General features: G+C 64.9%; 30 protein-coding genes and 1 riboswitch. Of the genes, 11 read left to right on the forward strand and 19 right to left on the reverse strand.

Features of this window, described 5'->3' with window-relative positions; genetic code table 11:
• Positions 1-20: 20 nt before the first annotated feature.
• Positions 21-1,019: an AraC family transcriptional regulator gene (locus ACVIYL_RS04370; protein ID WP_456777841.1), complete on the reverse strand. Its 999-nt coding sequence runs from the start codon at positions 1,017-1,019 to the stop codon at positions 21-23.
• Between the two features lie 79 nt (positions 1,020-1,098).
• Here ACVIYL_RS04370 and ACVIYL_RS04375 point away from each other — a divergent pair, with 79 nt between their 5' ends.
• Positions 1,099-2,346, forward strand: coding sequence for an MFS transporter (locus ACVIYL_RS04375; protein ID WP_253604669.1), 1,248 nt, complete (start codon positions 1,099-1,101; stop codon positions 2,344-2,346).
• Between the two features lie 206 nt (positions 2,347-2,552).
• A complete protein-coding gene (locus ACVIYL_RS04380) occupies positions 2,553-4,715 on the forward strand; it encodes a malate synthase G (protein ID WP_456777842.1) in 2,163 nt (720 codons plus the stop codon).
• Positions 4,716-5,143: 428 nt separating this feature from the next.
• On the opposite strand, the gene ACVIYL_RS04385 is transcribed toward ACVIYL_RS04380, so the two are convergent.
• From ACVIYL_RS04385 to ACVIYL_RS04395, 3 genes are all read right to left on the reverse strand, one after another.
• Positions 5,144-5,299, reverse strand: coding sequence for a Thivi_2564 family membrane protein (locus ACVIYL_RS04385; protein WP_085970696.1), 156 nt, complete (start codon positions 5,297-5,299; stop codon positions 5,144-5,146).
• A 110-nt stretch (positions 5,300-5,409) separates the two neighbouring features.
• Positions 5,410-6,039 carry a DUF2865 domain-containing protein gene (locus ACVIYL_RS04390; RefSeq protein WP_225645131.1) on the reverse strand — a complete coding sequence of 210 codons (630 nt, stop codon included), beginning with the start codon at positions 6,037-6,039 and terminating at the stop codon, positions 5,410-5,412.
• 27 nt (positions 6,040-6,066) lie between these two features.
• Positions 6,067-6,885: a L,D-transpeptidase gene (locus ACVIYL_RS04395; RefSeq protein WP_456777843.1), complete on the reverse strand. Its 819-nt coding sequence runs from the start codon at positions 6,883-6,885 to the stop codon at positions 6,067-6,069.
• A gap of 227 nt (positions 6,886-7,112) precedes the next feature.
• Here ACVIYL_RS04395 and ACVIYL_RS04400 point away from each other — a divergent pair, with 227 nt between their 5' ends.
• The 3 genes from ACVIYL_RS04400 to ACVIYL_RS04410 all read left to right on the forward strand — a co-directional run bounded on the left by ACVIYL_RS04400 (position 7,113) and on the right by ACVIYL_RS04410 (position 9,320).
• A complete protein-coding gene (locus ACVIYL_RS04400) occupies positions 7,113-8,225 on the forward strand; it encodes an AI-2E family transporter (protein WP_456777844.1) in 1,113 nt (370 codons plus the stop codon).
• Positions 8,226-8,338: 113 nt separating this feature from the next.
• Positions 8,339-8,710, forward strand: a complete 372-nt coding sequence (locus tag ACVIYL_RS04405) for a DUF883 family protein (RefSeq protein ID WP_456777845.1) — start codon at positions 8,339-8,341, stop codon at positions 8,708-8,710.
• Between the two features lie 166 nt (positions 8,711-8,876).
• Positions 8,877-9,320, forward strand: coding sequence for a hypothetical protein (locus ACVIYL_RS04410; RefSeq protein ID WP_456777846.1), 444 nt, complete (start codon positions 8,877-8,879; stop codon positions 9,318-9,320).
• Between the two features lie 107 nt (positions 9,321-9,427).
• On the opposite strand, the gene ACVIYL_RS04415 is transcribed toward ACVIYL_RS04410, so the two are convergent.
• The 6 genes from ACVIYL_RS04415 to ACVIYL_RS04440 form a co-directional block, all read right to left on the reverse strand.
• Positions 9,428-9,820, reverse strand: coding sequence for a hypothetical protein (locus tag ACVIYL_RS04415; RefSeq protein WP_092086566.1), 393 nt, complete (start codon positions 9,818-9,820; stop codon positions 9,428-9,430).
• A gap of 352 nt (positions 9,821-10,172) precedes the next feature.
• Positions 10,173-10,346: a hypothetical protein gene (locus tag ACVIYL_RS04420; RefSeq protein WP_310883139.1), complete on the reverse strand. Its 174-nt coding sequence runs from the start codon at positions 10,344-10,346 to the stop codon at positions 10,173-10,175.
• 136 nt (positions 10,347-10,482) lie between these two features.
• Positions 10,483-10,665, reverse strand: coding sequence for a hypothetical protein (locus tag ACVIYL_RS04425; protein ID WP_028334711.1), 183 nt, complete (start codon positions 10,663-10,665; stop codon positions 10,483-10,485).
• An 83-nt stretch (positions 10,666-10,748) separates the two neighbouring features.
• Positions 10,749-11,675, reverse strand: coding sequence for a DMT family transporter (locus ACVIYL_RS04430; RefSeq protein WP_253604681.1), 927 nt, complete (start codon positions 11,673-11,675; stop codon positions 10,749-10,751).
• Positions 11,676-11,716: 41 nt separating this feature from the next.
• Positions 11,717-12,397, reverse strand: coding sequence for a transglutaminase-like domain-containing protein (locus ACVIYL_RS04435; protein WP_456777847.1), 681 nt, complete (start codon positions 12,395-12,397; stop codon positions 11,717-11,719).
• Positions 12,398-12,467: 70 nt separating this feature from the next.
• On the reverse strand, positions 12,468-12,689 hold the full coding sequence (locus ACVIYL_RS04440) for a hypothetical protein (RefSeq protein ID WP_057016139.1): 222 nt from the start codon (positions 12,687-12,689) through the stop codon (positions 12,468-12,470).
• A 207-nt stretch (positions 12,690-12,896) separates the two neighbouring features.
• Here ACVIYL_RS04440 and ACVIYL_RS04445 point away from each other — a divergent pair, with 207 nt between their 5' ends.
• Positions 12,897-13,151, forward strand: coding sequence for a hypothetical protein (locus ACVIYL_RS04445; protein WP_310883143.1), 255 nt, complete (start codon positions 12,897-12,899; stop codon positions 13,149-13,151).
• A gap of 187 nt (positions 13,152-13,338) precedes the next feature.
• Here ACVIYL_RS04445 and crcB read toward each other — a convergent pair whose 3' ends face one another.
• The 4 genes from crcB to ACVIYL_RS04465 form a co-directional block, all read right to left on the reverse strand.
• A complete protein-coding gene (crcB, locus tag ACVIYL_RS04450) occupies positions 13,339-13,725 on the reverse strand; it encodes a fluoride efflux transporter CrcB (RefSeq protein ID WP_310882002.1) in 387 nt (128 codons plus the stop codon).
• Positions 13,722-13,895, reverse strand: a complete 174-nt coding sequence (locus ACVIYL_RS04455; protein WP_225161321.1) for a hypothetical protein — start codon at positions 13,893-13,895, stop codon at positions 13,722-13,724. The genes crcB and ACVIYL_RS04455 overlap by 4 nt, the downstream gene beginning before the upstream one ends.
• Before the next feature lie 68 nt (positions 13,896-13,963).
• Positions 13,964-14,024: riboswitch (Fluoride riboswitch) on the reverse strand.
• Positions 14,025-14,086: 62 nt separating this feature from the next.
• Complete coding sequence (locus tag ACVIYL_RS04460) at positions 14,087-14,209, reverse strand: hypothetical protein (protein ID WP_456777848.1); 123 nt, start codon at positions 14,207-14,209, stop codon at positions 14,087-14,089.
• A 37-nt stretch (positions 14,210-14,246) separates the two neighbouring features.
• Positions 14,247-14,423, reverse strand: a complete 177-nt coding sequence (locus ACVIYL_RS04465; protein WP_194295308.1) for a hypothetical protein — start codon at positions 14,421-14,423, stop codon at positions 14,247-14,249.
• A gap of 179 nt (positions 14,424-14,602) precedes the next feature.
• Here ACVIYL_RS04465 and ACVIYL_RS04470 point away from each other — a divergent pair, with 179 nt between their 5' ends.
• Entirely contained in the window at positions 14,603-14,845 is a 243-nt protein-coding gene (locus ACVIYL_RS04470) for a hypothetical protein (RefSeq protein ID WP_310882003.1), read from the forward strand.
• Between the two features lie 28 nt (positions 14,846-14,873).
• On the opposite strand, the gene ACVIYL_RS04475 is transcribed toward ACVIYL_RS04470, so the two are convergent.
• The 3 genes from ACVIYL_RS04475 to ACVIYL_RS04485 form a co-directional block, all read right to left on the reverse strand.
• Entirely contained in the window at positions 14,874-15,011 is a 138-nt protein-coding gene (locus tag ACVIYL_RS04475) for a hypothetical protein (protein WP_310882004.1), read from the reverse strand.
• Positions 15,012-15,068: 57 nt separating this feature from the next.
• Positions 15,069-15,950: a DMT family transporter gene (locus ACVIYL_RS04480; protein ID WP_456777849.1), complete on the reverse strand. Its 882-nt coding sequence runs from the start codon at positions 15,948-15,950 to the stop codon at positions 15,069-15,071.
• Positions 15,951-16,052: 102 nt separating this feature from the next.
• Positions 16,053-16,775 carry a TetR/AcrR family transcriptional regulator gene (locus ACVIYL_RS04485; RefSeq protein ID WP_253609809.1) on the reverse strand — a complete coding sequence of 241 codons (723 nt, stop codon included), beginning with the start codon at positions 16,773-16,775 and terminating at the stop codon, positions 16,053-16,055.
• Between the two features lie 115 nt (positions 16,776-16,890).
• On the opposite strand from ACVIYL_RS04485, the gene ACVIYL_RS04490 reads away from it, so the two are divergent.
• Positions 16,891-18,102, forward strand: coding sequence for a cytochrome P450 (locus ACVIYL_RS04490; RefSeq protein ID WP_456777850.1), 1,212 nt, complete (start codon positions 16,891-16,893; stop codon positions 18,100-18,102).
• Positions 18,103-18,183: 81 nt separating this feature from the next.
• Here ACVIYL_RS04490 and ACVIYL_RS04495 read toward each other — a convergent pair whose 3' ends face one another.
• Entirely contained in the window at positions 18,184-18,996 is an 813-nt protein-coding gene (locus ACVIYL_RS04495; RefSeq protein WP_016847263.1) for a response regulator, read from the reverse strand.
• Positions 18,997-19,266: 270 nt separating this feature from the next.
• Between ACVIYL_RS04495 and ACVIYL_RS04500 the strand changes: the two genes are divergently transcribed.
• Both ACVIYL_RS04500 and ACVIYL_RS04505 read left to right on the forward strand, forming a co-directional pair.
• Positions 19,267-19,470, forward strand: a complete 204-nt coding sequence (locus ACVIYL_RS04500; RefSeq protein WP_018269610.1) for a NepR family anti-sigma factor — start codon at positions 19,267-19,269, stop codon at positions 19,468-19,470.
• Positions 19,470-20,018 carry a sigma-70 family RNA polymerase sigma factor gene (locus ACVIYL_RS04505; RefSeq protein ID WP_016847265.1) on the forward strand — a complete coding sequence of 183 codons (549 nt, stop codon included), beginning with the start codon at positions 19,470-19,472 and terminating at the stop codon, positions 20,016-20,018. Before ACVIYL_RS04500 ends, ACVIYL_RS04505 begins: the two co-directional genes overlap by 1 nt.
• An 88-nt stretch (positions 20,019-20,106) precedes the next feature.
• Here ACVIYL_RS04505 and ACVIYL_RS04510 read toward each other — a convergent pair whose 3' ends face one another.
• Positions 20,107-23,013, reverse strand: coding sequence for an EAL domain-containing protein (locus ACVIYL_RS04510; RefSeq protein ID WP_456777851.1), 2,907 nt, complete (start codon positions 23,011-23,013; stop codon positions 20,107-20,109).
• 217 nt (positions 23,014-23,230) lie between these two features.
• Between ACVIYL_RS04510 and ACVIYL_RS04515 the strand changes: the two genes are divergently transcribed.
• Positions 23,231-23,596, forward strand: a complete 366-nt coding sequence (locus ACVIYL_RS04515; protein ID WP_028334698.1) for a methylamine utilization protein — start codon at positions 23,231-23,233, stop codon at positions 23,594-23,596.
• Positions 23,597-23,601 lie beyond the last annotated feature (5 nt).

A 23,601-nucleotide genomic window follows, 5' to 3' on the forward strand; every position in this document is an offset into this window, starting at 1 on the left:
CATGACGGCGGTATTGAGGCCTATTCCGCCGCGCGGCTTTCGGTCCCGTGCCGTACCATCCCCGGCGATTGCCCGGTGACACGCTTGAACGCGCGGCTGAACGCCGCCTGTGACGCATAGCCAAGCCGCTGCGCGATCACATCGACCGGCTGGCGTTCATGCTTGATCCACTGTGTCGCGAGACGCATGCGCAGCTCGGCAAGATAGCGCAGCGGCGATTGCCCGGTCATGGCCTGGAAGCGCTCGGCGAACAGCGAACGCGAGCAACCCGCCTCCGCCGCCAATTCAGCAACAGTCCAGTTGCGGCCGGGCTCGCGATGCAGCGCGCCGATCGCGCGGCCGAGACGCGGATCACGCAAGGCCTCGAACCAGCCCATGGCGTTATCGCCGCCGCATTCGACCCAGCCACGCACGATCGACGCGGCGAGCACATCGGCGAGCCGCGCCATCACGCCGACGGAGCCGGCCCGCGGCGTGCAGGTCTCCCGCTCCATGGCCTTCAGCATCGGTTCGATTTCCGGCTGGCGCGCAAGCAAGGTGTCGGCCCGCATCACTTCCGGCATCAGCGCGATCAGCGGGCGCATGCCGCCAAGATCGAAATTCATGCAGGCGCTGAAGACCAGGACCGACTCGTCCTGCGGGCATCCTTCAGGGCAGGCCGATGTCACATCGACATTGCCGCATAGCGTCTCGGTCTTGAAACGCTCGACGTCGCAACTCGGCTCATCCGGGGCCGAGACAAGATCATGCGCGCCGCCGCGCGGCAGGAAAATCGCGTCACCGCATCCAAGGGGAAGCAGCGTCGCATCGGCGTAGCGCAGAAGTGCCGTGCCATGTGCAACGAAGTGGAATTGCGCGCGCCCGTACGGCGTTTCGAACCGAAACCCGAAGGGCGCCCGCGTCTCGACCCGACGGTAGTGAACGCCCTCAAGCCGCATGCCGAGCAGCAACTCGCTCACCAGATCGACGGCGGCGTCGGTCGTATCGGCGGTGGACGATCTGGACGAATGATCAAACATTGGAGCGTTTATGGCATAGATCGTCCAAAACCTCCAGCCTATGTCTGCGGCGGTGCAACATAGATGGAAGGTTCGGCCAATGGATCAAGAAGTGGACCCCGCTCTGGCGCACGCCGATGCCGTTGCGCTGATGCCGGGCGACGCCGCGCTCAAGGTTGGTGACAAGCCGGCCTCACCGGAAAGGCCCGCCTGGGGCGCCGTCGCGGCCATGATGCTGGGCGTCACCGCACTTCTGACGGCCGAGTTCCTGCCGTCCGGTCTGTTGACGCCGATGGCGCGCGATCTCGGTGTGAGTCCGGGCCTCGCCGGTCAGGCCGTGACCGCGACCTCGCTGGCCGGGCTGGTCGGAGCATTGTTCACGCCGACACTGACGCGCAGGTTCAATCGAAAGCCGGTGCTGCTCAGCTTTTCGATTCTCCTGGTGATCTCCAATCTGCTGGTGGCGCTGGCGCCGAGCATCACGTTCCTGCTGGCGGCGCGGATCGTGCTCGGCCTTGCCATCGGCGGGTTTTGGGCGATGGCGGCAGCGACGACGATCAGGCTGGTACCGCCGTCGCTGGTTGCCCGGGCCTTGTCGATCGTGATGAGCGGCATTCCCGCCGCGATGATCATTGCCGTTCCGCTCGGCAGCTATCTCGGCGAGGTGGCGAGCTGGCGCTCCGTGTTCCTGCTCGCGACGGCATTGGGCGCAGCGGTATTCGTCATCCAGGCACTTGCTCTGCCGCGTTTGGCTCCAAGGGGAGAAGCCGGGCTCGACACCCTGATCGACATCCTGACACGGCCGGGGATCGGCGCCGGCATCTTGGCGGCAACGTTGGTCTTCACCGGACACTTCGGCTATTTCGGCTATATCCGTCCATTCCTCGAGAGCGTGACCGGGCTGGGCGCCGCCGGAGTTGCGGCGACCTTGCTTGCCTTCGGCGTCGCGAACTACCTCGGCTCGTTCGCGAGCGGGCTGATGGCCGAGCGCAAACTCAAGCTCACGCTGATCGCGATGCCGCTGGCGATCAGCGTGATCGGTCTGTTGCTCTCGGTCTTTGGCAAGGACGTCATTCCGGCTCTGGTGCTGGTCGCACTCTGGGGCTTCGCCTTCAGCGGCGTACCGGTCGCGACCACGACATGGATCACCCGCATGGTGCCCGACGAGACCGAGAGCGGGACCGGACTGACCGTGGCGTCGATCTTCCTCGGCATCACCATGGGCGCGGCCGGCGGCGGGCTGGTGCTTGATCTGATGGGCGCAGCCGCTGTGTTCGTAGCGGGCGCAATTCCCCTGGTGCTCGCTGCATTGCTCATCGCCAGCAAGGTACGCACCAGGGCGCCCTGACGGGCCTTTCCGGGCGCGGACCCTGGCGTTTGGAAAATTCGGGGTCGCCGCCCGGGTGACGGTGTAGCGTGGGGCCGGAAAGGGGGCCTTCTCAGAACCGGGACTTTAGGGCTAAAAGGGCCGTGAACGCGGCCCTTTGGCGCGTTTTTTGCTGATTTCTCTCGAAAACAGCTCCTAAACGCCCCATTTCTTTGAGAAAGCCCATCATGACTCGTGTCGATGCCCATGGATTGAAGATCGCCCCTGTCCTGTTCGATTTCATCGCCAAGGAGGCGACGCCGAAAACCGGGATCGCCCCGGATGCGTTCTGGGCCGGACTTGCCGCCATCATCCAGAAGCTCGGACCGAAGAACCGCGAGTTGCTCGCGTACCGCGACACGCTGCAGGCCAAGATCGACGACTGGCATCGCGCCAAGAGGGGCAAGGCGTTCGACATCAACGCCTACACCGCGTTCCTCAAGGACATCGGCTACCTGCTGCCCGAGCCCGCGACCCACAAGGTCGAGACATCAAATGTCGATGAGGAAATCGGCAAGATCTGCGGCCCGCAGCTGGTGGTGCCGCTCACCAACGCCCGCTACGCGCTGAACGCCGCCAACGCGCGCTGGGGTTCGCTGTACGACGCGTTCTACGGCACCGACGCGATCCCGCACGATCCGAGCGAGGCTGGCCGTGGCTACAACAAGGCCCGCGGCGACAAGGTGATCGCGAAGGCGAAGGCGTTCCTCGATGCCGCCGTGCCGCTCGCGACCGGAAGCCACACCGACGTTACCTCCTACGCCGTGATCGCGGGCCAGCTCTCGGTCAAGCTGAAGAGCGGCAACTCGACCGCGCTGAAGAATGCCGCCCAGTTCGCCGGCTATCAGGGCGACGCCGCCCAGCCTTCCGCGATCCTGCTCGTCAACAACGGCATGCATGTCGAGGTCAAGATCGACCGCAACAACGTGATCGGCAAGGATGACCCGGCCGGCGTCGCCGACATGATCCTGGAATCGGCGGTCTCCACCATTCTCGACATGGAGGACTCGGTCGCCGCCGTTGACGCCGAGGACAAGGTGCTGGTCTATCGCAACACGCTCGGCCTGATGAACGGCACGCTGTCGGCCGATTTCGAGAAGGGCGGCAAGACGCTGACCCGCTCGCTCAATGCCGACCGCGTCTACAAGAAGCCCGACGGCAGCGAGCTGAAGCTGCACGGCCGCAGCCTGCTGTTGATGCGCAATGTCGGCCACCACATGTTCACCGACGCCGTGCTCGACGCCAAGGGCGAAGAGATTCCGGAAGGCATCCTGGATGCCGCGGTCGCCGGCCTGCTCGCGATCCACGACCTCAAGGGCAATTCCAAGGTCAAGAACAGCCGCACCGGCTCGGCCTATATCGTCAAGCCGAAGATGCACGGCCCCGACGAGGTGACGCTGACCTGCGACCTGTTCGCCGAGGTCGAGAAGATGCTGGGCCTGCCGGAGAACACGCTGAAGGTCGGCATCATGGACGAGGAGCGCCGCACCACGGTCAACCTCAAGGCCTGCATCCAGCGCGCCTCCAAGCGCATCATGTTCATCAACACCGGCTTCCTCGACCGTACCGGCGACGAGATCCACACCTCGATGGAAGCGGGTCCGATGATCCGCAAGAACGACATGAAGGCGCAGCCGTGGATCAAGGCCTATGAGGACTGGAACGTCGACAACGGCCTGATCGACGGCCTGCCCGGCCATGCCCAGATCGGCAAGGGCATGTGGGCCGCGCCCGACAAGATGGCCGACATGCTGACGCAGAAGATCGGCCATCCGCAGGCCGGCGCCACCACCGCGTGGGTGCCGTCGCCGACCGCGGCGACGCTGCACGCGCTGCACTATCACCAGGTCAACGTGATCGCCCGGCAGCAGGAGCTCGCCAAGGGTGGGCCGCGTGCCAAGCTCTCCGACATCCTCACCATTCCGGTGTCGCAGTCGAACTGGGCGCCCGACGATGTGAAGCAGGAGATCGACAACAACTGCCAGGGCATCCTGGGCTACGTCGTGCGCTGGATCGACCAGGGCGTCGGCTGCTCCAAGGTGCCCGACATCCACGATGTCGGCCTGATGGAAGACCGCGCCACGCTGCGCATCTCGAGCCAGCACCTCGCGAACTGGCTGCATCAGGGCGTCATCACCAGGGACCAGGTGATGGAGTCGCTGAAGCGCATGGCTGTCGTCGTCGACAAGCAGAACGCCGGCGATTCGCTCTACAAGCCGATGGCGCCCGCGTTCGATGGCACCGCCTTCAAGGCCGCCTGCGACCTGATCTTTGAGGGCCGCACGCAGCCGAACGGCTATACCGAATACATCCTCACCGCGCGCCGCCGCGAGGCCAAGGCCGCGGGCTGATCTGCAAGCGATCGCAACGACAAGCAAAAGCCCCGGCGATAAGCCGGGGCTTTTTTGTTGGCGCCGCAAGTAACGCCGGGAAGAGCCGGACGCGATCACCTGCCGTCGCAAGGGCGCACTGCCAAATTATCGAAAACAACCCCATGCAAAGGTGCCGGCGGATACGGCGACGTTCGACACGACAACTGTTCGACACGACAACTTGACTCGTCGGGCAAATCAGCTCTACATTTCCATTATCCCGAAATCGTGCAGACGCCCTCGCCGTGTCACCCCCCGCTCATGCATGCGCGGGTGACGACACCGAGAAGCTGTTTGACAGCTTGAATCACGACCGCCGCCATTGTCGTCCTTGCCTAGTGCGCAATTGCGCACCAGGCAGGGACGACGATGAGCATGGTTGCGCTTCGCTCCTTGCAATGACGGATCTAGAACACCGCCAGATACTTCAGCAGCGAGATGATGCCGATGATGATGACGACGGCGCGCGCGATCTGCTTGGCGCGGCCGTCGAGCGGCAGCATGTTGATGAGATAAAGAACGAGAATAACGACAAGGAAGGTGACGAGTACGCCGACGAGCATGCGGAGCCCCCTGATGGCATCGGTGAATGTGCTGTTCGCCCTTTGCTAACGTGCGGGAGGCAGGCCGGTTCCGCGCCAGGAACAAAGCGGCCGCCGAGGTGTGATCGACGCTACTCGCGCGCCACCACTGCCGGCCGGCCATATTTGGCGCGGATGCGATCCGGCGCCGGCGTGAAGTTGAGCTGCGCGCCGCGCCGGTCCGGACGGCTCACCGACATCAGCCCGTCCTTGCCGGCGACAATGTCGCCCTTGCGCAAGGTCGGATCGTCCTCGATTTTCACCGCGGCGAGGCCGACAGAGTCCTTGCCGTTGCAGGTGCAGCCCGAGACCAGCTCGTCGCGATAGCGGAACGCGTTCGGCAGCTCGGAATACGGCTTGCCGTCTTCCGTCGCAGCGTTGTCGATATTGCCGCCATAGACCACTTCGGTCGCGCTCGCCGGACAGAAGCTGTTGCAGCTTTCCGCCTTGCTCTGGTTGCCGGTCGCAGCAAGCGGGAAATAGCGGCCGTCGCAGGTCCGCACGCAATAGGCCTGGCCGACGTCATAGCGCGGACGGCGCTCGACCCGCGGCATCATAGGCGGGCCATCGTCGAACGGCATCCGAATCATCGGCGGGCGGCCCTGCATCAAGCCGCCGAACAGTTGCGAGAAGAAATCCTGGGCTTGCGCCGCAGGCGCAAGGGACAGGCCAAGCACTGCCGCGGTCCCGAACGCCCACCGCCTGGAGTATCGCGTCACCATCACCGGCCCTCAGTACAACATCGATCGTCAGTACAACGAGGAAGCCGGCGGGATGTTCATTGCTTGACGCCCGGACGGCAGCGTCGTCACCGCGGGGCGCGGCCGCACCGCGGCCGGCCGGACCGAGATCTGCGTCGTGGTCGGGCCGATCTCGCGCGCGGCGAGGTGCGGCGCGTTCTTCGGCAGCACCACGACCCTGGTGCCGACATCGACCCGGCTGAACAGGTCGGAAACGTCTTCATTGGTCAGGCGGATGCAACCGGACGAGACGAACTTGCCGATCGTCGAGGGATCGTTGGTGCCGTGGATGCGGTATTCGCTCGAGCCGAGATACATCGCGCGCGCACCGAGCGGGTTGCCCGGGCCGCCGGCCATGAAGCGCGGCAGATAGGGCTGGCGCCTGATCATCTCGGCCGGCGGATGCCAGTCCGGCCATTCGGCCTTGCGGCTGATGGTCTGTGTGCCGGCCCAGGTGAACCCCTCGCGGCCGACGCCGACGCCGTAGCGGATCGCCCGGCCGCCGCCGAGCACGTAATAGAGCGCGGTGTTGCCGGTATCGATGATGATGGTACCGGGCGCCTCGGTCGTGTTGAGCGCGACGGTGGTCCGGCGCAGCCGCTCCGGCAGCGCGCCGTCCTCGCCGGTCCCACTCGAGGGGTCGTTCATCACCTCGTCGGCGGGAAATGCGCCCGGCTGCGTCGACGCATAGCCGAGCGCGGAAGAACGGACCTGGGCGCTGGCCGACGTGGTGACGACAAACGGCGTCGCAAACAGGACGCTGGCGAGGGCAAGGGTGCGCGCGGCGCGCGACGCAAGCCGGCGGCTGGAAACAGACTGCTGTGTCATGTGCTGCCCCTGGACGGGATGCGCATCGTGGTGATGCGATGCCCGGCCAACGCGGATGGTCGCGAGTCGGTTCCGCCGCGAATCGTCGCGAAGCCGCGATTGTCAACCCGTCACGTCTCACGAACGCGCGACGGAACTTTCCGGGGAGCGGCCCGTTGTCATCGCGCCATTCGACGCGCGGGGCGACCACGCGACGGGCTTGTTCGTCCTCACGCGGGAGGAGTTCGGTGCGCGCCTTTCCAAGTGAAGACCTGCTTGGCAAAGCGCCCGAAGGCACGCCAGTCCCCGACAGCAAGATCGAACTGCCGCCGGTGGTCAGCCGCGCCGAGGCCGTCGCTTTCGCATTGATGGCCCTGCTGGTTATCGTCATCGTCGCGGTGCTCTATTTCGCACGCGCCTTCTTCCTCCCGATCACCATGGCCTTCATCGTCGGCACCATGCTGTCGCCGGCGGCGGGCATGCTCGAACGGTATCGGATTCCGCGCGCACTCGGCGCGGTCGTCATCGTGATCGCGGTCGGCGCCGCCGTCAGCTTCATGGTCGGGCTGATTGCCTCGCCGGTGATGGAGTGGAGCTCGCGGCTGCCCGAGCTCGGCGCGATCCTGAAGGAGAAGCTGCACGTGTTCGACCGGCCGCTCGCGCTGTGGCAGGAATTGCAGACCATGGTCGGCGGCTCCGATACGCTGGCCACGCTCCAACTGCCGAAATTCGAATGGGTGCAGCCGACGCTGGAATTCCTGTCGCCGACCTTCGCCGAATTCCTGCTGTTCATCGCGACCCTGATCCTGTTCATCGCAAGCTGGAAGGATCTGCGCCGCGCACTGGTGATGGCATTCAGCGAACGCACGGCGCGGCTGCGTACGCTGCGCATCCTCAACGAGGTCGAGACCCATCTCGGCAATTATCTCCTGATGGTGACCATGATCAATGTCGGCGTCGGCATCATCACCGGCGCGATCTGCGCGGCAACGGGCATGCCAAACCCGGCCGGGCTCGGAGCGCTCGCCGCGACGCTGAACTTCGTTCCGATCATCGGGCCGATTGCGATGTTCGTCGTGCTGGTCGCGGTCGGCATCATCGCCTCGCCGACCATCGGCGCCGGGCTGATCGCGCCGGCGTGTTTTGCGGTTGTGACCTTCATGGAAGGACATTTCGTCACGCCGACGATCGTCGGCCGCAGGCTGTCGCTGAACGCGCTGGCAGTCTTCCTGGCGCTGGCGTTCTGGACCTGGCTATGGGGCCCGATGGGCGCCTTCCTGTCGTCGCCGCTCCTGATCGTGGCACTGATCGTCAAGGAGCATTTGATGCCGGTCGATTCGCCGCAGCTGCCGGAGGAGTAGCAAGGCGTTCTCAAGCGAGGCCGGCACCGTTTGAAAGCCCGGTTTCACGGCTGGAACCATGCACCGCGCGGCGCGTTTTTGTTCCAGCACGCAAGTTCTCCGGGAGCTTTTCGATGTCGAGCACGGACAGCGCATTTGGGATCAAGAACATGACGGACAAAGCGACCTACGAACGCCTTGAAAAGGATGTCACCGCCGTGAAGAACGATATCGCCGCCCTCACCGAACAGATCACCGACGCGCTGAACTCGTTTGCCAACAACGCGGGCAAGCAGGCCCGCCGCCGCTACAAGGATGCGCCCGCCAGTGCGGAAGATACACTCGACGACATGTCGGAGCGCGGCAGCGCGATGATGGGCGCGGCGCAGGATGCCGCATCCTCGATCGAGGAATCGCTGGAAGATATGATCACCCAGCGGCCGCTGGCGACGGTCGGCCTTGCGCTCGGTCTTGGCTTCCTGATCGGCGTCACCTGGCGCCGCTAGGCAATCTGCGGTCTCCGGGGGATGAGCCCCATAGTGGCGATCACGCGGAAACCACCCCTCTGGATGCGATGGCGGCGCTGGCGCGCCGCCGCCGCGTTTGTCGATGCGCTTTTCAAGGCAAGGTTCAAGGCAAGATTCAAGGCAAGGTTCAGGGCAGGGCTGGTCGATGCTTCAGCGGCTGATCAATGACGTCAAGGATTCCACCGGCAACGCGCTGCGGCTGACGTCGCTGGCCGCGGCCGCCGCGATCGCGCTGTTCATCACCATCGCCTTTCTTTGCGCGGCCGCCTTCGTCTACGTGCTGCGGCATTACGGGCCGGTGGAAGCGTGCCTCGCCGGCGCCGCGCTGTTCCTTGTCGTCACGCTGATCGCCGCCAGCGTCTACATCGTGCGCAAGCGCGAGATGCGCCGCCGCGCCGAGAAGGCGGCAAAGGCCGCCGCGGCCAATGTGTTCGCCGATCCGGTGGTGGTCGCCACCGGCCTGCAGATCGTGCGGGCCATCGGCGTGAAGCGGCTGATCCCGATCCTGGCGATCGGCGGCCTCGCACTCGGGCTGATGGCAAGCCGCAGCGCCGCCAGCAGCGGCGAGGCGGACGAGGAGGAGAAGTAGGCTACCGGGCCAGCTACCAAGCTCCGCCGTCATCGCCCGCGACGGCGATCCGGTACGCCGCGCCCTATCGGCTCGCCCGGACAAACAAGCCGGGCGATGACACCTACTCAGGTCACGCAGCGACCGGGCTGCAACAGCTTGGCCACTTCGGTCAGCACGCTGACCACGGGCTCGCAGGCCACCTTGCGGGTGTCGCCGGGCCGTGCCCGAGCCGGCACTGCGGGGCGATGGCGCGCCTCTTCCTTGGCCACGGGGACGCGGACCAGCACCGACGTATCGGGAAGCCGCTCGACCTTCAGCGCAACGGTCCGGCTCGGCAGGCCGGTGACTGGAACCGTGGCACGGTCGGTCTTGGCGGCGCGATTGACGGCGCTCTCCGGCGCCAGTGCGGTGGTGACCTGCTGGCGGCCGATGAGATCGTGGCCAGATGCCAGCTGGACGGCGCCAAGCGTCAGCCCAGCCGCCAGCGCAGCGAAAATTCCCATCTGAATCTTTGACATGGTGATGTCCCTCGCCCCATGGAAATTCGCTCGACGATCCCTTGGCGATCCCGGACACAACGCGAACGAAACCCGCGGGGTTCTCGCGTCCGGCCATCACTTAACCGTGTACGAAAATATTTTCGCTTGTGCGGAACGACTCAGGGGGTGTGCGAGTCATTGGAAGAGCCGGTTATTCCCCCTGCCCCATTGACCGGCGACGTAGGGCGCGACCGTGGTGATGCCGGTCGCGCCCTGCTCTTTTTCTGGTGTGCCGCGAACGATGCGTCAGCCGGCCTGTCGCTCACCGGTCGCAATCGAAAAATCTGAAACCAAAGGCCCGGTCCTCCCACTCGCGAGAGGACCGTCCGCGTCAGGCATTGTCGTTCGATGGCATGTCCTGGGATCGAACAACCGTCACTTCATGGCATGACGGGCAACGACCGACGTGAAACTTGATTCCGGTTGTCTGGTCGTCGACGAGCATCAATTCGCTCAAGGGCTCACCGCATTTGCAGGTGACCGTTTTCTGATCGGCAAAGTACATCTGACGTCCTCCATAAGCCTGGAGATTTCTCGTCTTCGGGGCGAGCTTGTTTGCGCCGTGCTCGCCCCCTCGCTTCCGCTCCTTCTCGGTCGATCAGATCCGGGCCATCCGGATTGGTGGGTGTGACTCCAAGCGCTTATTTCGAAGCGGATTTCGCCTTCCGTGACTCCGCGGCTTCGCGCGCCTGCCGCTCGGCCTTGAGGCGCTGGAAGTTGTCGTAGAACGCCTTCTCGTTGGCGCGATGCTCCTTCATCGCCTGCGATGCATCTTGCTGACGCTGCGCATCACGGTCCTTGCGCTGCTGGGGAGTAAGATTCATGCGACCTCCGACTAAGCTCTTGAATCAACGCCGGATTCAACGCACGAGGCCGGAAAAGGTTGCACCTTGGGAAGGAACTGGATCTATTTGCGCAGGCTCGCCCAGACGCCGCCGAGGATCAAAAGACCGCCGACCAGATGGATCAGCTTCGGCGGCTCGCCGAGGATGATCCAGGACAGCAGCGCGCTCGCGATCGGTGCGACGTAGAGCACCAGCGAGCTCCGCACCGAGCCGAATCTGGCGCCGAGCCAGGCGAAGCCCGCATAGGCGATCAGGCCGGGCACGAGGCCGGCGAAGACATAGGCCTCGAACGCCCGGGTGTTGAACACCTCCGCCGGGGTGGCCCACATCTCCTGGAGCGCCGGCGGCAGCGAGCACAGCGCGCCGGCCGCCGAGAACAGGCTGACCCGCGCCAGCAGCGAGGCGCGCGGCGCGACGCGCGACTGCAGCAGCGTGTAGCCGGACCAGCCGAGCATCGCGCACACCACCAGGAGATCGCCCCAGGCCGCGCTCGATTGCGTCAGCGTTTCCAGATGACCGCCCGAGACGATCAAGAGCGCACCGCCGAGCGCCAGCGCCGTACCGAGCCATTGCAGCGGACCGATATGCTCGATGCCGAGCGCCGCCGAGATCAGCAGCACCATGATCGGCGACAGCGCGAAGATCAGCGCGATGTGGATCGCCGTGGTCGTGATGCCGGCGATGTAGACCGGGCCGCCGCACAGGAACATGCCGAGGAAGCCGGCGGCGAGGATCGGCCAGAGGTTCTGCGCCAGCGGGATCTTGCCGTCGCGGATCGCTGCGATCGCAAACGGCGCGAGGCCGATGGCGATGATGCTCCAGCGGAAGAAGGCGAGTGAGAACGGCGGCACCGAGCCGGCAAGCCCGCGCGCCAGAACCTGGTTGGAGGCTTGCCCGACCGCGACCAGGATGAAGCCGGTCAGCGCGACCGCGTCCTCCCAGCCTTTGGCGGGGCGGCTGACCTGCGCTTTCGGCAGCTCCGCATCCATGACACCGCCCCCTCAGCCGGCGCGATAAGCTCGCACGTCCGCTACTGCTCGGCCGCTTCGCGCTCCATGTCGCGGCCGGCGAGATCCTCGCCCTGCATGTTGGCGTATTCGCGCGCCATCTCGCGCATCAGGAATTTGGCGGGGACGTCGTGATAGCTGCCGTGGTCGTTGACATACTGCATGTAGGCGCGCCCTTCGCCGTCGAAGGGATGCAGCAGCGCGTCGGCGTGGCCGTCGAAATCGAGCGGCTTGACGCCGAGCTTGGCGCACAGCGTGTCGTTGAAGGTCGGGGTCGCCTTGCGCCAAGCGCCATCGACGAACACTTCGGTGAAGCCGTGCCAGGTGAACAGGTCCGAACCCATGCTCTGGCGCAGCTTCTCGGTGGTGAGATGGTTGCGCACATCGGCAAAGCCGATACGCGCCGGGATGCCGTGGACCCGGCAGGCCGCGGCATAGAGCGCCGCCTTGCCGACGCAGTAGCCGTTGCCGGCGGCGAGCACGCTGGAGGCCCGGTAGCTCTCGGGCGAGCGCATGCTGACATAGGGGTTGTAGCGGATGCCGTCGCGCACCGCGGTGTAGAGCCGGCGCGCCTTGTCGCGCGCGCTGGCGTCAGACGGAACGGCGGCGCGGGCGAACGCCTCGATGGCGGGATGGTCGCTGTCGACATATTCGCCAGGGTCGGTGTAGAGGCGGCTGATCGTATCGGGGAGATGCTCGGTCATGGCGCAAGCTTAGCAAGCCATCTGCGCAGTTCAATGCAGCACGCGCAGCCCTTCCGCAGCCCTGCCCCGCTCAGTTCTTGAAGTGTTCGTCCAACTGCGGCGGCGGGTAGCTGCGCCGCCTCGCCTTGAAATATTCACGTGCGAAATGGATGCCGATCCCGATCAGGAACGGCGGCGCAAGCGCGGCGGCGATCATCAGCGCGGTGAGCGACTTCGGCGTCAGGATGTCCAGCACCATCGACGCCAGCAGCCACAGCGTGGCAGCAATCACCGCGACGTCGATATGCTTCATTCCCCGGTCTTTCCCTTGGTTCCTGGCTGCCATCCGGGTTCCATCCTACCGGCTGGTCCCGGACGCGCCAAGGATTCCGGGCGGCGGACGGTACCTCCCGCCCTTCACTTTCATGTTTGGAACGGCGCTTGCGCCGGCCACGTTGGTGCAGAAGTCCTGGATCCAGGATCAAATCCTGATCCGGATCCGCCGAGCACGGAGGCCGCGATGGGCAACTCCAGTGACATCCACAGCGGCGTCGACCATCCCGCCAGCCGGAACGGCGTCAACGATCCCGTCGACGGCGTCGATGTGAAGCGAAGCTTCAACGACAACCAGACGCCGCACGAACGTGCGCAATGGGCCGCCGATGTGCGCGCCGACGCCACGCCGAAGCGCGGCGAGCCGTTCCTGCCCGAGGCGCTGAGACGGCCGCCGACCGCACCGCTCAATCCACGCACCGGCCGCCGCGCGACTGATTAGCGCCTAGCGAGACTGGTATATCCATTCGTCAATTTCGCCCCGTCATCCTGAGGTGCGAGCCTTGCGGCGCAATTGCGCCGCTGGGCGAGCCTCGAAGGATGTACGGCCACTAGCCTGGCCGTGCATCCTTCGAGACGCGCGTTCCGCGCTCCTCAGGATGACGGAAAAGCGACCGCTTAGCTGACCATCAAGTCGTGAACGCCCGCACCAGCAGCAGGCCGCCGAACAGCGCGAGAATCGAAAGCGCAACGGAGGCTGCCATGTAGGCGCCGGCCGACCATAGCTCGCCGCGCTGCATCAGCACGATCGCATCGAGCGAGAAGGTCGAGAAGGTGGTGAAGCCGCCGCAAATGCCGACGGTGAGAAACACCCGCATCGCCTGGCTGGCATTCCAGCTCAGCGCGAACGCCTCCGCGAAGGCGCCGATCAGGAATGAACCCACGATGTTGATCACCAGCGTGCCCCAGGGAAATTCCGTACCGACAAGGCGCCCCGCGCCGATCGCCACCAGATAGCGCGCGACCGATCCCAGCGAACCGCCGATCGCGACCGCCGCCAACAACTGAACGTTCAATGCTCCACCTTTCCGGCTCGCCATTCGACGAAGCCCGCCACCAACCCAAGCACGAAGGTCGCCGCGACCAGCTCGCCCGGCGCGCCGACCAGCAGGGCGACGACACCGACGAGCCAGATCGACCCGACCAGCGACAATGCGATTGAGAGTGAACCAGGAAGACCCGTCATGCGCTGTCCCTTCTCATTCGCGGGACACGGCGGGTCGGCGGTGGCGCATGCTCCTACCGACGCTGTCGCGCCCGGTAGGAGTCATCAGCCTTGCGGCGGTTATCGGGGGACTCCATCCCCATCAACATGGGAATGGTAGGCGGGTGGAGCGGCGGGAGCAAGTGGGCCGTTCCGCCGTTTCGCTTCTCGGCTCAGCCGGCCGGCGACAGCATCGCGTTCAATTCGACGGCTGTCCGCAGTTGCTCGATGCGCGCGACGATCTGCTCGCGTTCGGCACCGCGCGGCAGTTGCGCGAGCCGGCTTTCAAGTCGCACGCGGTGTTCCTCGAGGCGCTGCTCGAATGTGTGGGGTTCAGATCGCTTCCGCTTTTGAATCGTCCTCTGCATTATCGACCTTTGGCGGTTGAAGACCGGGGCTGTTGGCCCAGCGGTCCAGTTGCTCGATGACTTTCGCGTGGCTCGGACGCCGCGGTTTCGGGGCTTCCGGCTCCTCGGATAGCTTGCGGGGAAGCTTGACGTGGTTGGTCATGGCATCTCTCCAGCAGCATAACGAGATGGGTGGCCGGACCGTTCCTTTATTTTTTATCTAAGCTATTGATTTCATTTGATAAATTTACTCAATCAGCGTTTTTGTCTCAACCGATGGAACCACACGCGAGTTTGGCGGTTTAGCAAATTACTCAACAAGCTAAGTCTGGGTGTTTTGCGATGAATGAGCTTCGCGCTGAGCGTCTTCAGGTCATGCTATCGCCGGAGGAGTTGGCAGCCCTCGACGATTTCCGCTTCAAGCACCGCATGCCGACCCGCGCCGCGGCGGTCCGCGAGCTGCTCAAGCTCGGTCTGGCCGGCATTGGCGTCGATGGGGGGGCAGGAGTGAAATCGAGCGATTATGGGGTGTTCAACCGAGGCCCTGAGGGGCACACCCAAGGGGACGCGCCGCAAGAGGATTGAGGGCGCGTTGGCGCAAGGGTTGGCAGTTTCAACTCGCGAACAGGTCGACAATCGCCTTCAGGCTGCACACCACGAGGGCCGACGTGAACATCGCCGTGCCGAGATCTGCGAGATAAAGCAGTTGCGCCCTCTGCTCCGCATCAAGCCGCGCGATCGCCTTGCGCATGGCCAAGCTCCCTTTTCGGGAGAACGCGATGCGCCGATGTCCGTTCCCTCCTTTGCGTCAGGCCCGCTGCAGCGCCAGCGTCACGCCGCCGAGCGTCAGTGCCATGGCGCCGATCTCGCGCAGGCCCAGCGGCTCACCAAGAATGATCGCGGCCGACACCACGCCGATGACAGGCACCAGCAGCATGCCCGTTGACGCCGATGTCGGCGGCAGGCGGCGCAGCGTCTCGAACCAGGTGAGATAGCAGATCCCCATCGGCATCAGCGTCATATAGGCAAAGCAGCCGAGTCCGAGCGGCGTGATCGCGGCATAGTTCGGATGCTCGAAAAGGATGCCGAGCAGGAGCATCACGAGGCAGCCGATGCCGACCTGCCAGGCGACCACCGCGAGCGGCGGCATCGGCAGCGGCTTGCGATTCAGCACGTTGCCGAGCGCGAACAGGATGGCGCAGGCGAGCGCCAGCGCGATACCGGTGAGCTTGTCGGCGCTGAACGCAAAGCCATTGCTGCCGAGCAGGAGCGCAACGCCGGCGACGCCGAGCACCAGCGCCGCAAGATCCCGCAGCGTCGGGCGGCTGTGCAGCACCGGCCAGGCGAACAGCATCGCCCAGATCGGCATGGTGTAGGCGAGCAGCGCGCCCTCTCCGACCGTGACGAATTTCATCGCGATGGTGCCAAAGCCCATCCAGGCGAAGACGTTGGTGAAGGAGGCAAACAGCAGCCGCGGGATCGCCTCGCGCGGCACGGCGAGCGATTGTCCGCGGGCCAGCGCCAGCGTGCCCAGGATCACCGCCGCGCAGGTGCCGGCAAGCCCGCGGGCGAACAGCGGCGGCCATTGCTGCAGCAACAGCTTCATCAGCGGCCAGTTCAGGGCCCAGCCGAAGGCCGTCACCACCAGGCAGAGAAAGCCCGCCGTTCTATCGCGCTGCGTCGTATCCATGGGCGGCGCTTAGCAGGCGAACGCCCGGGATTCCACATCGCTTCGCGTATGAGGGGGACGTGGCCTATGCAGGGACGCGCGGCACGTGCGGACACCGCTCCGTCAGGCGAAGGTGCCGATCGTGATCCGCGGCCAGCCGTCGTTTTTCCGAGCGGCGGCAAGCCTGGCCGTCCAGGCATCGATCAGGCTTGCGATGAGCAGGCGGCCGGTGCCGCGCATGTCGGGCAGTTTCATGGTCGGCGTGCCGAGCGCGAGCGCGACCACGCCGTGGGTCGCCGCCAGCAGCGCGGTTGCGAGCCGCTGCGGCAGGCCAGGCGCCGGCTCGGCGCCATGTGCCGCCAGAAATTCCCGCACCGAGATCACGAACATTTCGTAGCTGCGGCGCGCAATCTCGGTCTCGCCGAAATAGACGCCGTCGGGAAAACGGCGGTCCTCGATCGTACCGGACATCGAGAACAGTGAGCGGAAGTGATCGGGATTGTCGGCCCAGTAATCGAGATAGGTTTCCATCACGCGCCGCAGCCGCAGATCGCTGTCGGCCGTCTCCGCGCGGACCCGCTCGAGGCGTTCGGCGACCGCCTCGAGATTCTGCTGCTTCACCGCGAGCAGCAGCAACAGCTTGGTCGGGTAATATTTGAGGACGGTGCCCTTGGAGTAGCCGATCGCGTCGGCGATCTTCTGGATCGATACGGTCTCCAGCGTGCCGGCGGCGAACTCCTTGCGCGCGGTCTTAAGGATCAGCGCCTTCAGCGCCTCCTTGTCGGCCTCCTGGCGCGCCCTGCGCTGAAAGCGCCGTGCGCCTTTGGCTCGCTCCACGATCGACATCCCCATCTGCCTCGCGCCTCCATGCCGCGCACCCGCCCCAATGGCAACCCCGCCCTTGCACTATGCGAGTTAATTGACTATGGTCAATTAACTAATGACAAGACGGGAGGACCCGATGAGCAGCCAAGCGAGCTCCCTTGCAGGCGAAATGGCCCGCAGCGATTTCGATCCGTTCAGCGCGGCGACGCGGGCCGATCCCTACGGCACCTATGCGGAGCTGCGTGCCGCGGCGCCGGTCGTCCGCCTGACCAAATATGACATCTGGGCGGTGCCGCGTTTTGCCGAGGTCAAGACGATCTTCGGAGACCATGTCAATTTCAGCAACGCCGGCGGCGCGGGACTTGCGAACCACTTCACGGAAAAGCCGTGGCGACCGCCAAGCATCGTGCTGGAAGCCGATCCGCCGCTGCACACGCGAACCCGCGCGGTGCTGGCGCGGATCCTCTCACCCGGCGCGATGCGGCGGCTTGCAGATGATTTCAAGTCAACGGCGACGCGGCTGATCGACGGGCTGGTCGAGCGCAGATCGTTTGACGCCATCAAGGACATCGCGGAGGTGTTTCCGGTCAGCGTGTTTCCCGACGCGCTCGGCATCGACCAGGAGGGCCGCGAGAACTTCCTGACCTATGGCGCGATGGTGTTCGCCGGCTTCGGGCCCGAAAACGATTATTTTCGCGATCTGATGCAGCAGGCGCCCCGCGTGCTGCCCTGGGTCGCGGCGCGCTGCCAGCGCGAGGCGCTGCGCCCGGGCAGCTTTGGCGCGCAGGTCTATGAGGCGGCCGACGCCGGCGAGATCAGCGCGGAGGAAGCACCATTGCTGGTGCGTTCGCTGCTCTCGGCCGGGCTCGACACCACGATCAGCGCGATCGGCATGGCGCTGTACACGCTTGCGCGCCATCCCGAGCAATGGTCGCTGCTTGCAGCCGATCCGTCGTTGTCGCGCGCGGCATTCGACGAGACGCTGCGCTTCGATTCACCGGCGCCGTTCGTGTTCCGCACCACGCCGAATGACACCGAGATCGCCGGCGTCAGGATCGGCAAGCACGAGAAGGTGCTGCTGCTGCTCGCCTCCGCCAACCGCGACGAGACGCGCTGGGAGCATGCCGACCAATTCGACGTCAGACGGCGGCTCTCCGGACACATGGGCTTCGGCATCGGCATCCACGGCTGTGTCGGGCAGATGGTGGCGCGGCTGGAAGCGGAAGCCGTAATCACCGCGCTCGCCAGCCGCGTCAGGCAGATCGAGATTGCGGGCCCCACGGCCTTCCGCGACAGCTCGGGCCTGCGGGCGCTCAGCACGATGCCGGTCCGCGTGACGCCGCAGTAACGTCGCGATCGAAGGCTTAAAAAAAACCAGCGTACCTTTCGGCACGCCGGTCTGGATTTTGCTTCCTTGCGTAAACTCAGATCATGCCGATGCCGCGCGCGGCGTGCGGTTGCGCGAGTTGCGCTGGAAGAACAGCGCCTGGCTCGCCACCGCCGACACCATCGCCGGCTGGAACGGCTTTGAGATCAGGAATGCCGGCTCCGGCCGCTCGCCGGTCAGGAAGCGCTCGGGATAGGCGGTGATGAACACCACCGGCACCTCGAAGGTCCGCAGCAACTCGTTCACGGCATCGAGGCCCGACGAGCCGTCGGCGAGCTGGATATCGGCGAGGATCAGGCCGGGCTTCTTGTTCTTGGCGAGCGCCACCGCGTCGGAATGCGTGCGCGCAACGCCGATGACGTTGTGGCCGAGATTCTTCACCAGGCTCTCGAGGTCCATGGCGATGAAGGTCTCGTCCTCAATGATCAGGACGTCGGTGGCGATCTCGGCGGCCATCTCGCGGCCGGCGGCATCGGTGAGCTTGCGCGTCTCGGCGATATCGGTGCCGAGAATGTAGCCGACCTCCTCCTCCGAGAAGCCCTCGAGCGACAGCAGCAGGAAGGCCTGGCGAGGCAGCGGCGTGATGTTCGACAGCCGCCGCTCCGGCGGCAGCGACAGCGTCGCCACGTCGGCATTGTCGTTGTTGTTCACCGACACCGAATTCCAGATCTGGGTGAACAGCCGAAACAGGCCGGCGCGCGGCCCGTGGGTCTGATCCAGCAACGATCCATCCTGCAACAGGGCCTCGAGCATGGCCCCGACATAGGCGTCCCCCGACGCCTGATTTCCGGTCAGTGCGCGAGCGTAACGGCGCAACAGCGGAAGGTGTTCGGCAACGATCTGCGATCGGGACATTCCCACTCCATCCTTGTTCGTGAGGCCTGGCGGCCTGAAACCCGTTGTCTGGGGGCGGCAGAATCCAGTTCTGGGACGACCCCGGTTCCCCTGCATCGCCGACTACGCGCGAAAGCCGAAAAAGTTCCACGAAATAGTTCCAGCATTCCGGAACTTTCTGCGCAACTTTGCATTAGCTCCAGACCGACGAGGCAACGCGGCCAGCCTCTTTTTTCGAGGAAACGACTTGGAAATCAGAGACTTAACTCCCGGGGAAGCGTGGATCACATCATGAAGGAAGTAAAGAAGCAGGGCGGTCTCAACGCCGAGATTCAATCGAGAATCGGCCACCAGCTTCGCGCCATGTACGATGACGTGGTGCGACAGGGCGTACCCGACCGCTTTGCGGAGCTGATCCGCAAACTCGACGGGCCGGAGGCTGCGGCGGCGGCCGTCGCCGGGGGCGATACCGACAAGAACAATGGAGGGGACTAATGCCTCTCACGAATGAACTTCGCGACGATATCCTTGCGTCGGTCCCGAGCCTGCGCGCGTTCGCGATCTCGCTGTCCGGTAATGGTGACCGCGCCGACGATCTGGTGCAGGAGACCCTGCTGCGCGCGATCGCCAACATCGACTCGTTCCAGCCCGGCTCGAACCTCCCCGCGTGGCTGTTCACCATCCTGCGCAACCTGTTTCGCTCCGACTACCGGAAGCGGCGGCGCGAGGTCGAGGATGCCGAGGGCAATTATGCCAAGACGCTGAAGAGCCAGCCTTCGCAGGCGGCGCATCTGGAATTCGAGGAATTCCGCGCCGCGCTTGAAAAGCTGCCGCAGGACCAGCGCGAGGCGCTGATTTTGGTCGGCGCGTCCGGCTTCTCCTACGAGGATGCCGCGGCAATCTGCGGCTGCGCGGTCGGCACCATCAAGAGCCGCGTCAACCGCGCGCGATCGAAGCTCTCCGCGCTGCTCTATGTCGACAGCGCCGAGGATTTCGGCCCCGACAACACCGTGCGTGCCGTGATCGGCGGCAATGGCGGCTAAGCGCGACCACGGCGATAGATGAGAAAAGGCGGCCCGAGGGCCGCCTTTTTATATTGGCCTGCAAGGCCCGGTGACGCTGAGCGCGCCGTCAGCTGGCCATCGCCTTGACGGACGCCGGCTTGAAGCCGTTTCTCAATTCGAGGATCTTGGCTGCGATTTCGGTCACCGGGACCGGGTGACTGAACAGGAAGCCCTGCGCCTCGTTGCAGCCTTCGGCCCGCATATGATCCAGCTGCTCGACGGTCTCGATGCCCTCCGCGATCGTGGTCATGCCGAGGCTTCTGCCGAGGCTGATGACGGCGCGGACGATCGACTTCGATCCATGCGTCGCGGTCGCATCGCGCACGAAGGACTTGTCGATCTTGAGCTTGTCGAACGGGAAGCTGCGCAGATAGCTCAGCGAGGAATAGCCGGTACCGAAATCATCCAGCGCGATGCGCACTCCCTGCGCCTTCAGCTTGTGCAGCGTTGCAAGCGTCTCGTTGCTGTTCGCGAGGAACACGGACTCGGTGATTTCGAGCTCCAGCCGGCGCGGCGACAATTTTGACGTCGCGAGCGCGCCGACGACGACGTCGGTGAAGTCGGCATCGCGAAACTGGACCGCGGATACGTTGACCGCGAGCTTCATCTCGCTGGGCCAGGTCGTCGCCTGTTCGCAGGCGCGATTGAGCACCCATTCTCCCAGCGGGCCGATCAGGCCGATCTCTTCCGCGATCGGGATGAACTGGTCCGGCGGCACCAGCCCGCGCTTGGGGTGATGCCAGCGCAGCAGCGCCTCGAAGCCGCAGATGCGGTCGAGATGGAGATCGTAGAGCGGCTGGTAGAACAACGAGAACTCGTCCTTGACCATCGCCTCGCGAAGGTCGAGCTCGATGGCCCGACGCCGCTGCAGGCTGGCGTCCATCGCAGGCTCGAAGAAGCGCCACGTGCCGCGGCCTTCCATCTTGGCGCGGTACAAGGCGACGTCGGCGTTCTTCAGCAGCTTCTCGCCGGTGGTGCCGTCGCCCGGCGACATCGAGATGCCGACGCTGCATCCGACGACGACGCGATGCCCGTTCAGCTCGTACGGCGCACCCACGCATTCCACGATGCGGCGCGCGAGGCGTTCGGCCTCGTCGCCGCCCTGGACGCCACACTGGATGACCGCGAACTCGTCGCCGCCCAAACGCGCGACGGTGTCGACCTCGCGGACGCAGGCGTTGAGCCGGTCCGCGACCGCGCACAGCAGTTCGTCGCCGACCGGATGCCCGAGCGTGTCGTTGACCTGCTTGAAATTATCGAGATCGAGGCAGAACACCGCGAAGCCGAGCCCGCGGCCGACCTGCGCAACCGCCAGCTCGATCCGCTCGGCCAGCAACGTCCGGTTCGGCAGCTTGGTCAGGGCATCGTGCCGGGCCATGAACGCGATCTGCGATTCCGCCCGTTGCTGTTCGGTGACGTCCTCGCAGGTGACGAGCCAGCCGCCATCGGATGTCGGCCGTTGCGCGATCGCAATGATCCGTCCATCACTGAGATGCTGCAGATAATTGCCGTCGTGCAGGGCCATCGAGCGCTCGCGCTCCGCCAGCAGGTCGGTGACGGTCCGCTCGCCGTGATTGCCCGCGGCGATGCTCAGGTCGAGCACCTCCTCCATGGTCATTCCGGGAACGACAAGCTCCGGCGATATATCGAAGATCTCGCAGAACCGGCGGTTGGCGACTTGCAGCCGCGCCTCGCTGTTGTAGAGGCACAATCCTTGCGACATGTGCGTGAGCGCCGCGTCGAGCCGCAGATTGGTTTCATGCAGCTCGGCCTTCTGCTGCTTCAGCGCGGAGATGTCGCTGTAGACGAGGACGACGCCGCCCTCCTGCGTCTCGCTGCGGCTGACGCGCAGCCAGCGTCCATCCGCAAGCTGCGCCTCGCTCGCAAAGCCATCGATGTCACCGTCGGCAGGCGCCAGCCTGGCGGCATCGAGCGGATTCGACTGCAGGAGCTGCGGCGAGAGACGGATGAATTCACTCGCGCGCGAGTTGGCCAGCGCGACCTGGCCATCCGCGTCGAGCAGCACGACGCCCTCACGCGACGTTTCGAGCGCATCGGAAAGCCGTGCCTGCGCCGAGCGGCGTTGCGATACTTCTTGATTGACCATCCGCCGGATGTTGTCGCGCATCGTTTCCATTGCGGTCAGAAGCGTGCCAAGCTCGTCGGTCCCGCCCTTGGGGATGGTCGCGTCGAGGTCGCCGCCGGCGATGCTTCGCGCGGCCCGCGATGCGATCGCGACCGGCCCGATAATGCGGCGCGCCAGCAGCCACGAAAACAGCGCCGACAGAAACAGCGCGACGGTCAGCCCGGCCACGTTGAGCTGCAGGTCCCGCTTGATCGTCGAGAGCGCCTTTTGCCTGAACAGGAAGCCATCGCCGGCCGTATAATTGACCAGCAGCTCGACCTGCTGACTGACAATCTTGGAGTAGCGATCGACATCGCCGACCGTCGCACCCGGTGCGCGCGGATCGGCCGCCGCGCTGCCCTCCGTGGACGGTCCGATCGCGCGCCGGTGCAGCGCCATCCAGGCGTCGGCGGCTTCCTGAACCTTAGCGGCGGCTTGCGCAGCGCGCGAGGATTGCGACCGATCGGCAGCAATCGCCAGGTCTTCCGAGAGCGTCTTCGCGAGCTTTTCAATCTGGCCATCGAGATTGGCGCGAATCTCCGGATCCGTGGTCAGCAGGCGTTGCGACGAGGCGACCCGCATCGCGGCGAAATCCGCACCGGCCGCGCGTGCATAGTTGATCGACATCAGGGATTCGTCGAACGTCTTGGCCACCAGATCGCCGGCATGGCGGATGCCGAGGATGGAGTACCCGCCGAGGGCGACCGCAACGGCGCTCATAGCAAGGCAAAAAATCAGAATCTGGCTGCGGATCGAACCCTTGGTCAGGGCAAGACGCGAAAGGCGGACGGTTGCGAACCGAAAGGCCGCACCGCTCTTTACCTTGAGGTTGCCAAATAGGCTGTCCATGCCCGCGTTTCGCCGTAGTGCTCGATACTCAAGCTACGCAGAAACGCGCAGCACTGCGGAAAATAACTGTCTGCTCAAAATTGCTTTAGTAGTGACTGGAACTCATGCTGAAATCGTTAAGATCAGCTGGCGATAATCACCCTTACAGGTGATCCGGGAGCCACATTTGCAGCCCGGGATAGCCGATATTTGGTGTTCGAGGTTCAGCGGGGGTCTCATGCAGTCAGGCTTGTTGCGCGCCTTGCGCCTGGGCCAGTTCGGCCGCGTGCCGTTTGCGGCGGCGATCGTCACTGGAGCGCTTATTGGAGCAGCTTTGGGCGCAGCCCCTTATGTCATTTCGCAGAAGGATCGTGAATTCAAACCCGCGCAGATCTCGATCAAGCGGGGTGAGGTTTTACGGTTCGTTAACGATGACGGCGAACTGCTGCATCACGCTTATTTGAGCACTGATACGTTCAGCTTCGACTCGGGTGACCAGCAGCCGGGCAGCAAGTTCGACGTCACCTTCTCGGTGCCCGGCGACTACACCGTGCTGTGCGGCATTCACCCGAAGATGAAGCTCGCGGTCCACGTCGCCAAATAGCCGCC

This window comes from Bradyrhizobium sp. USDA 3315 (genome assembly GCF_054056795.1).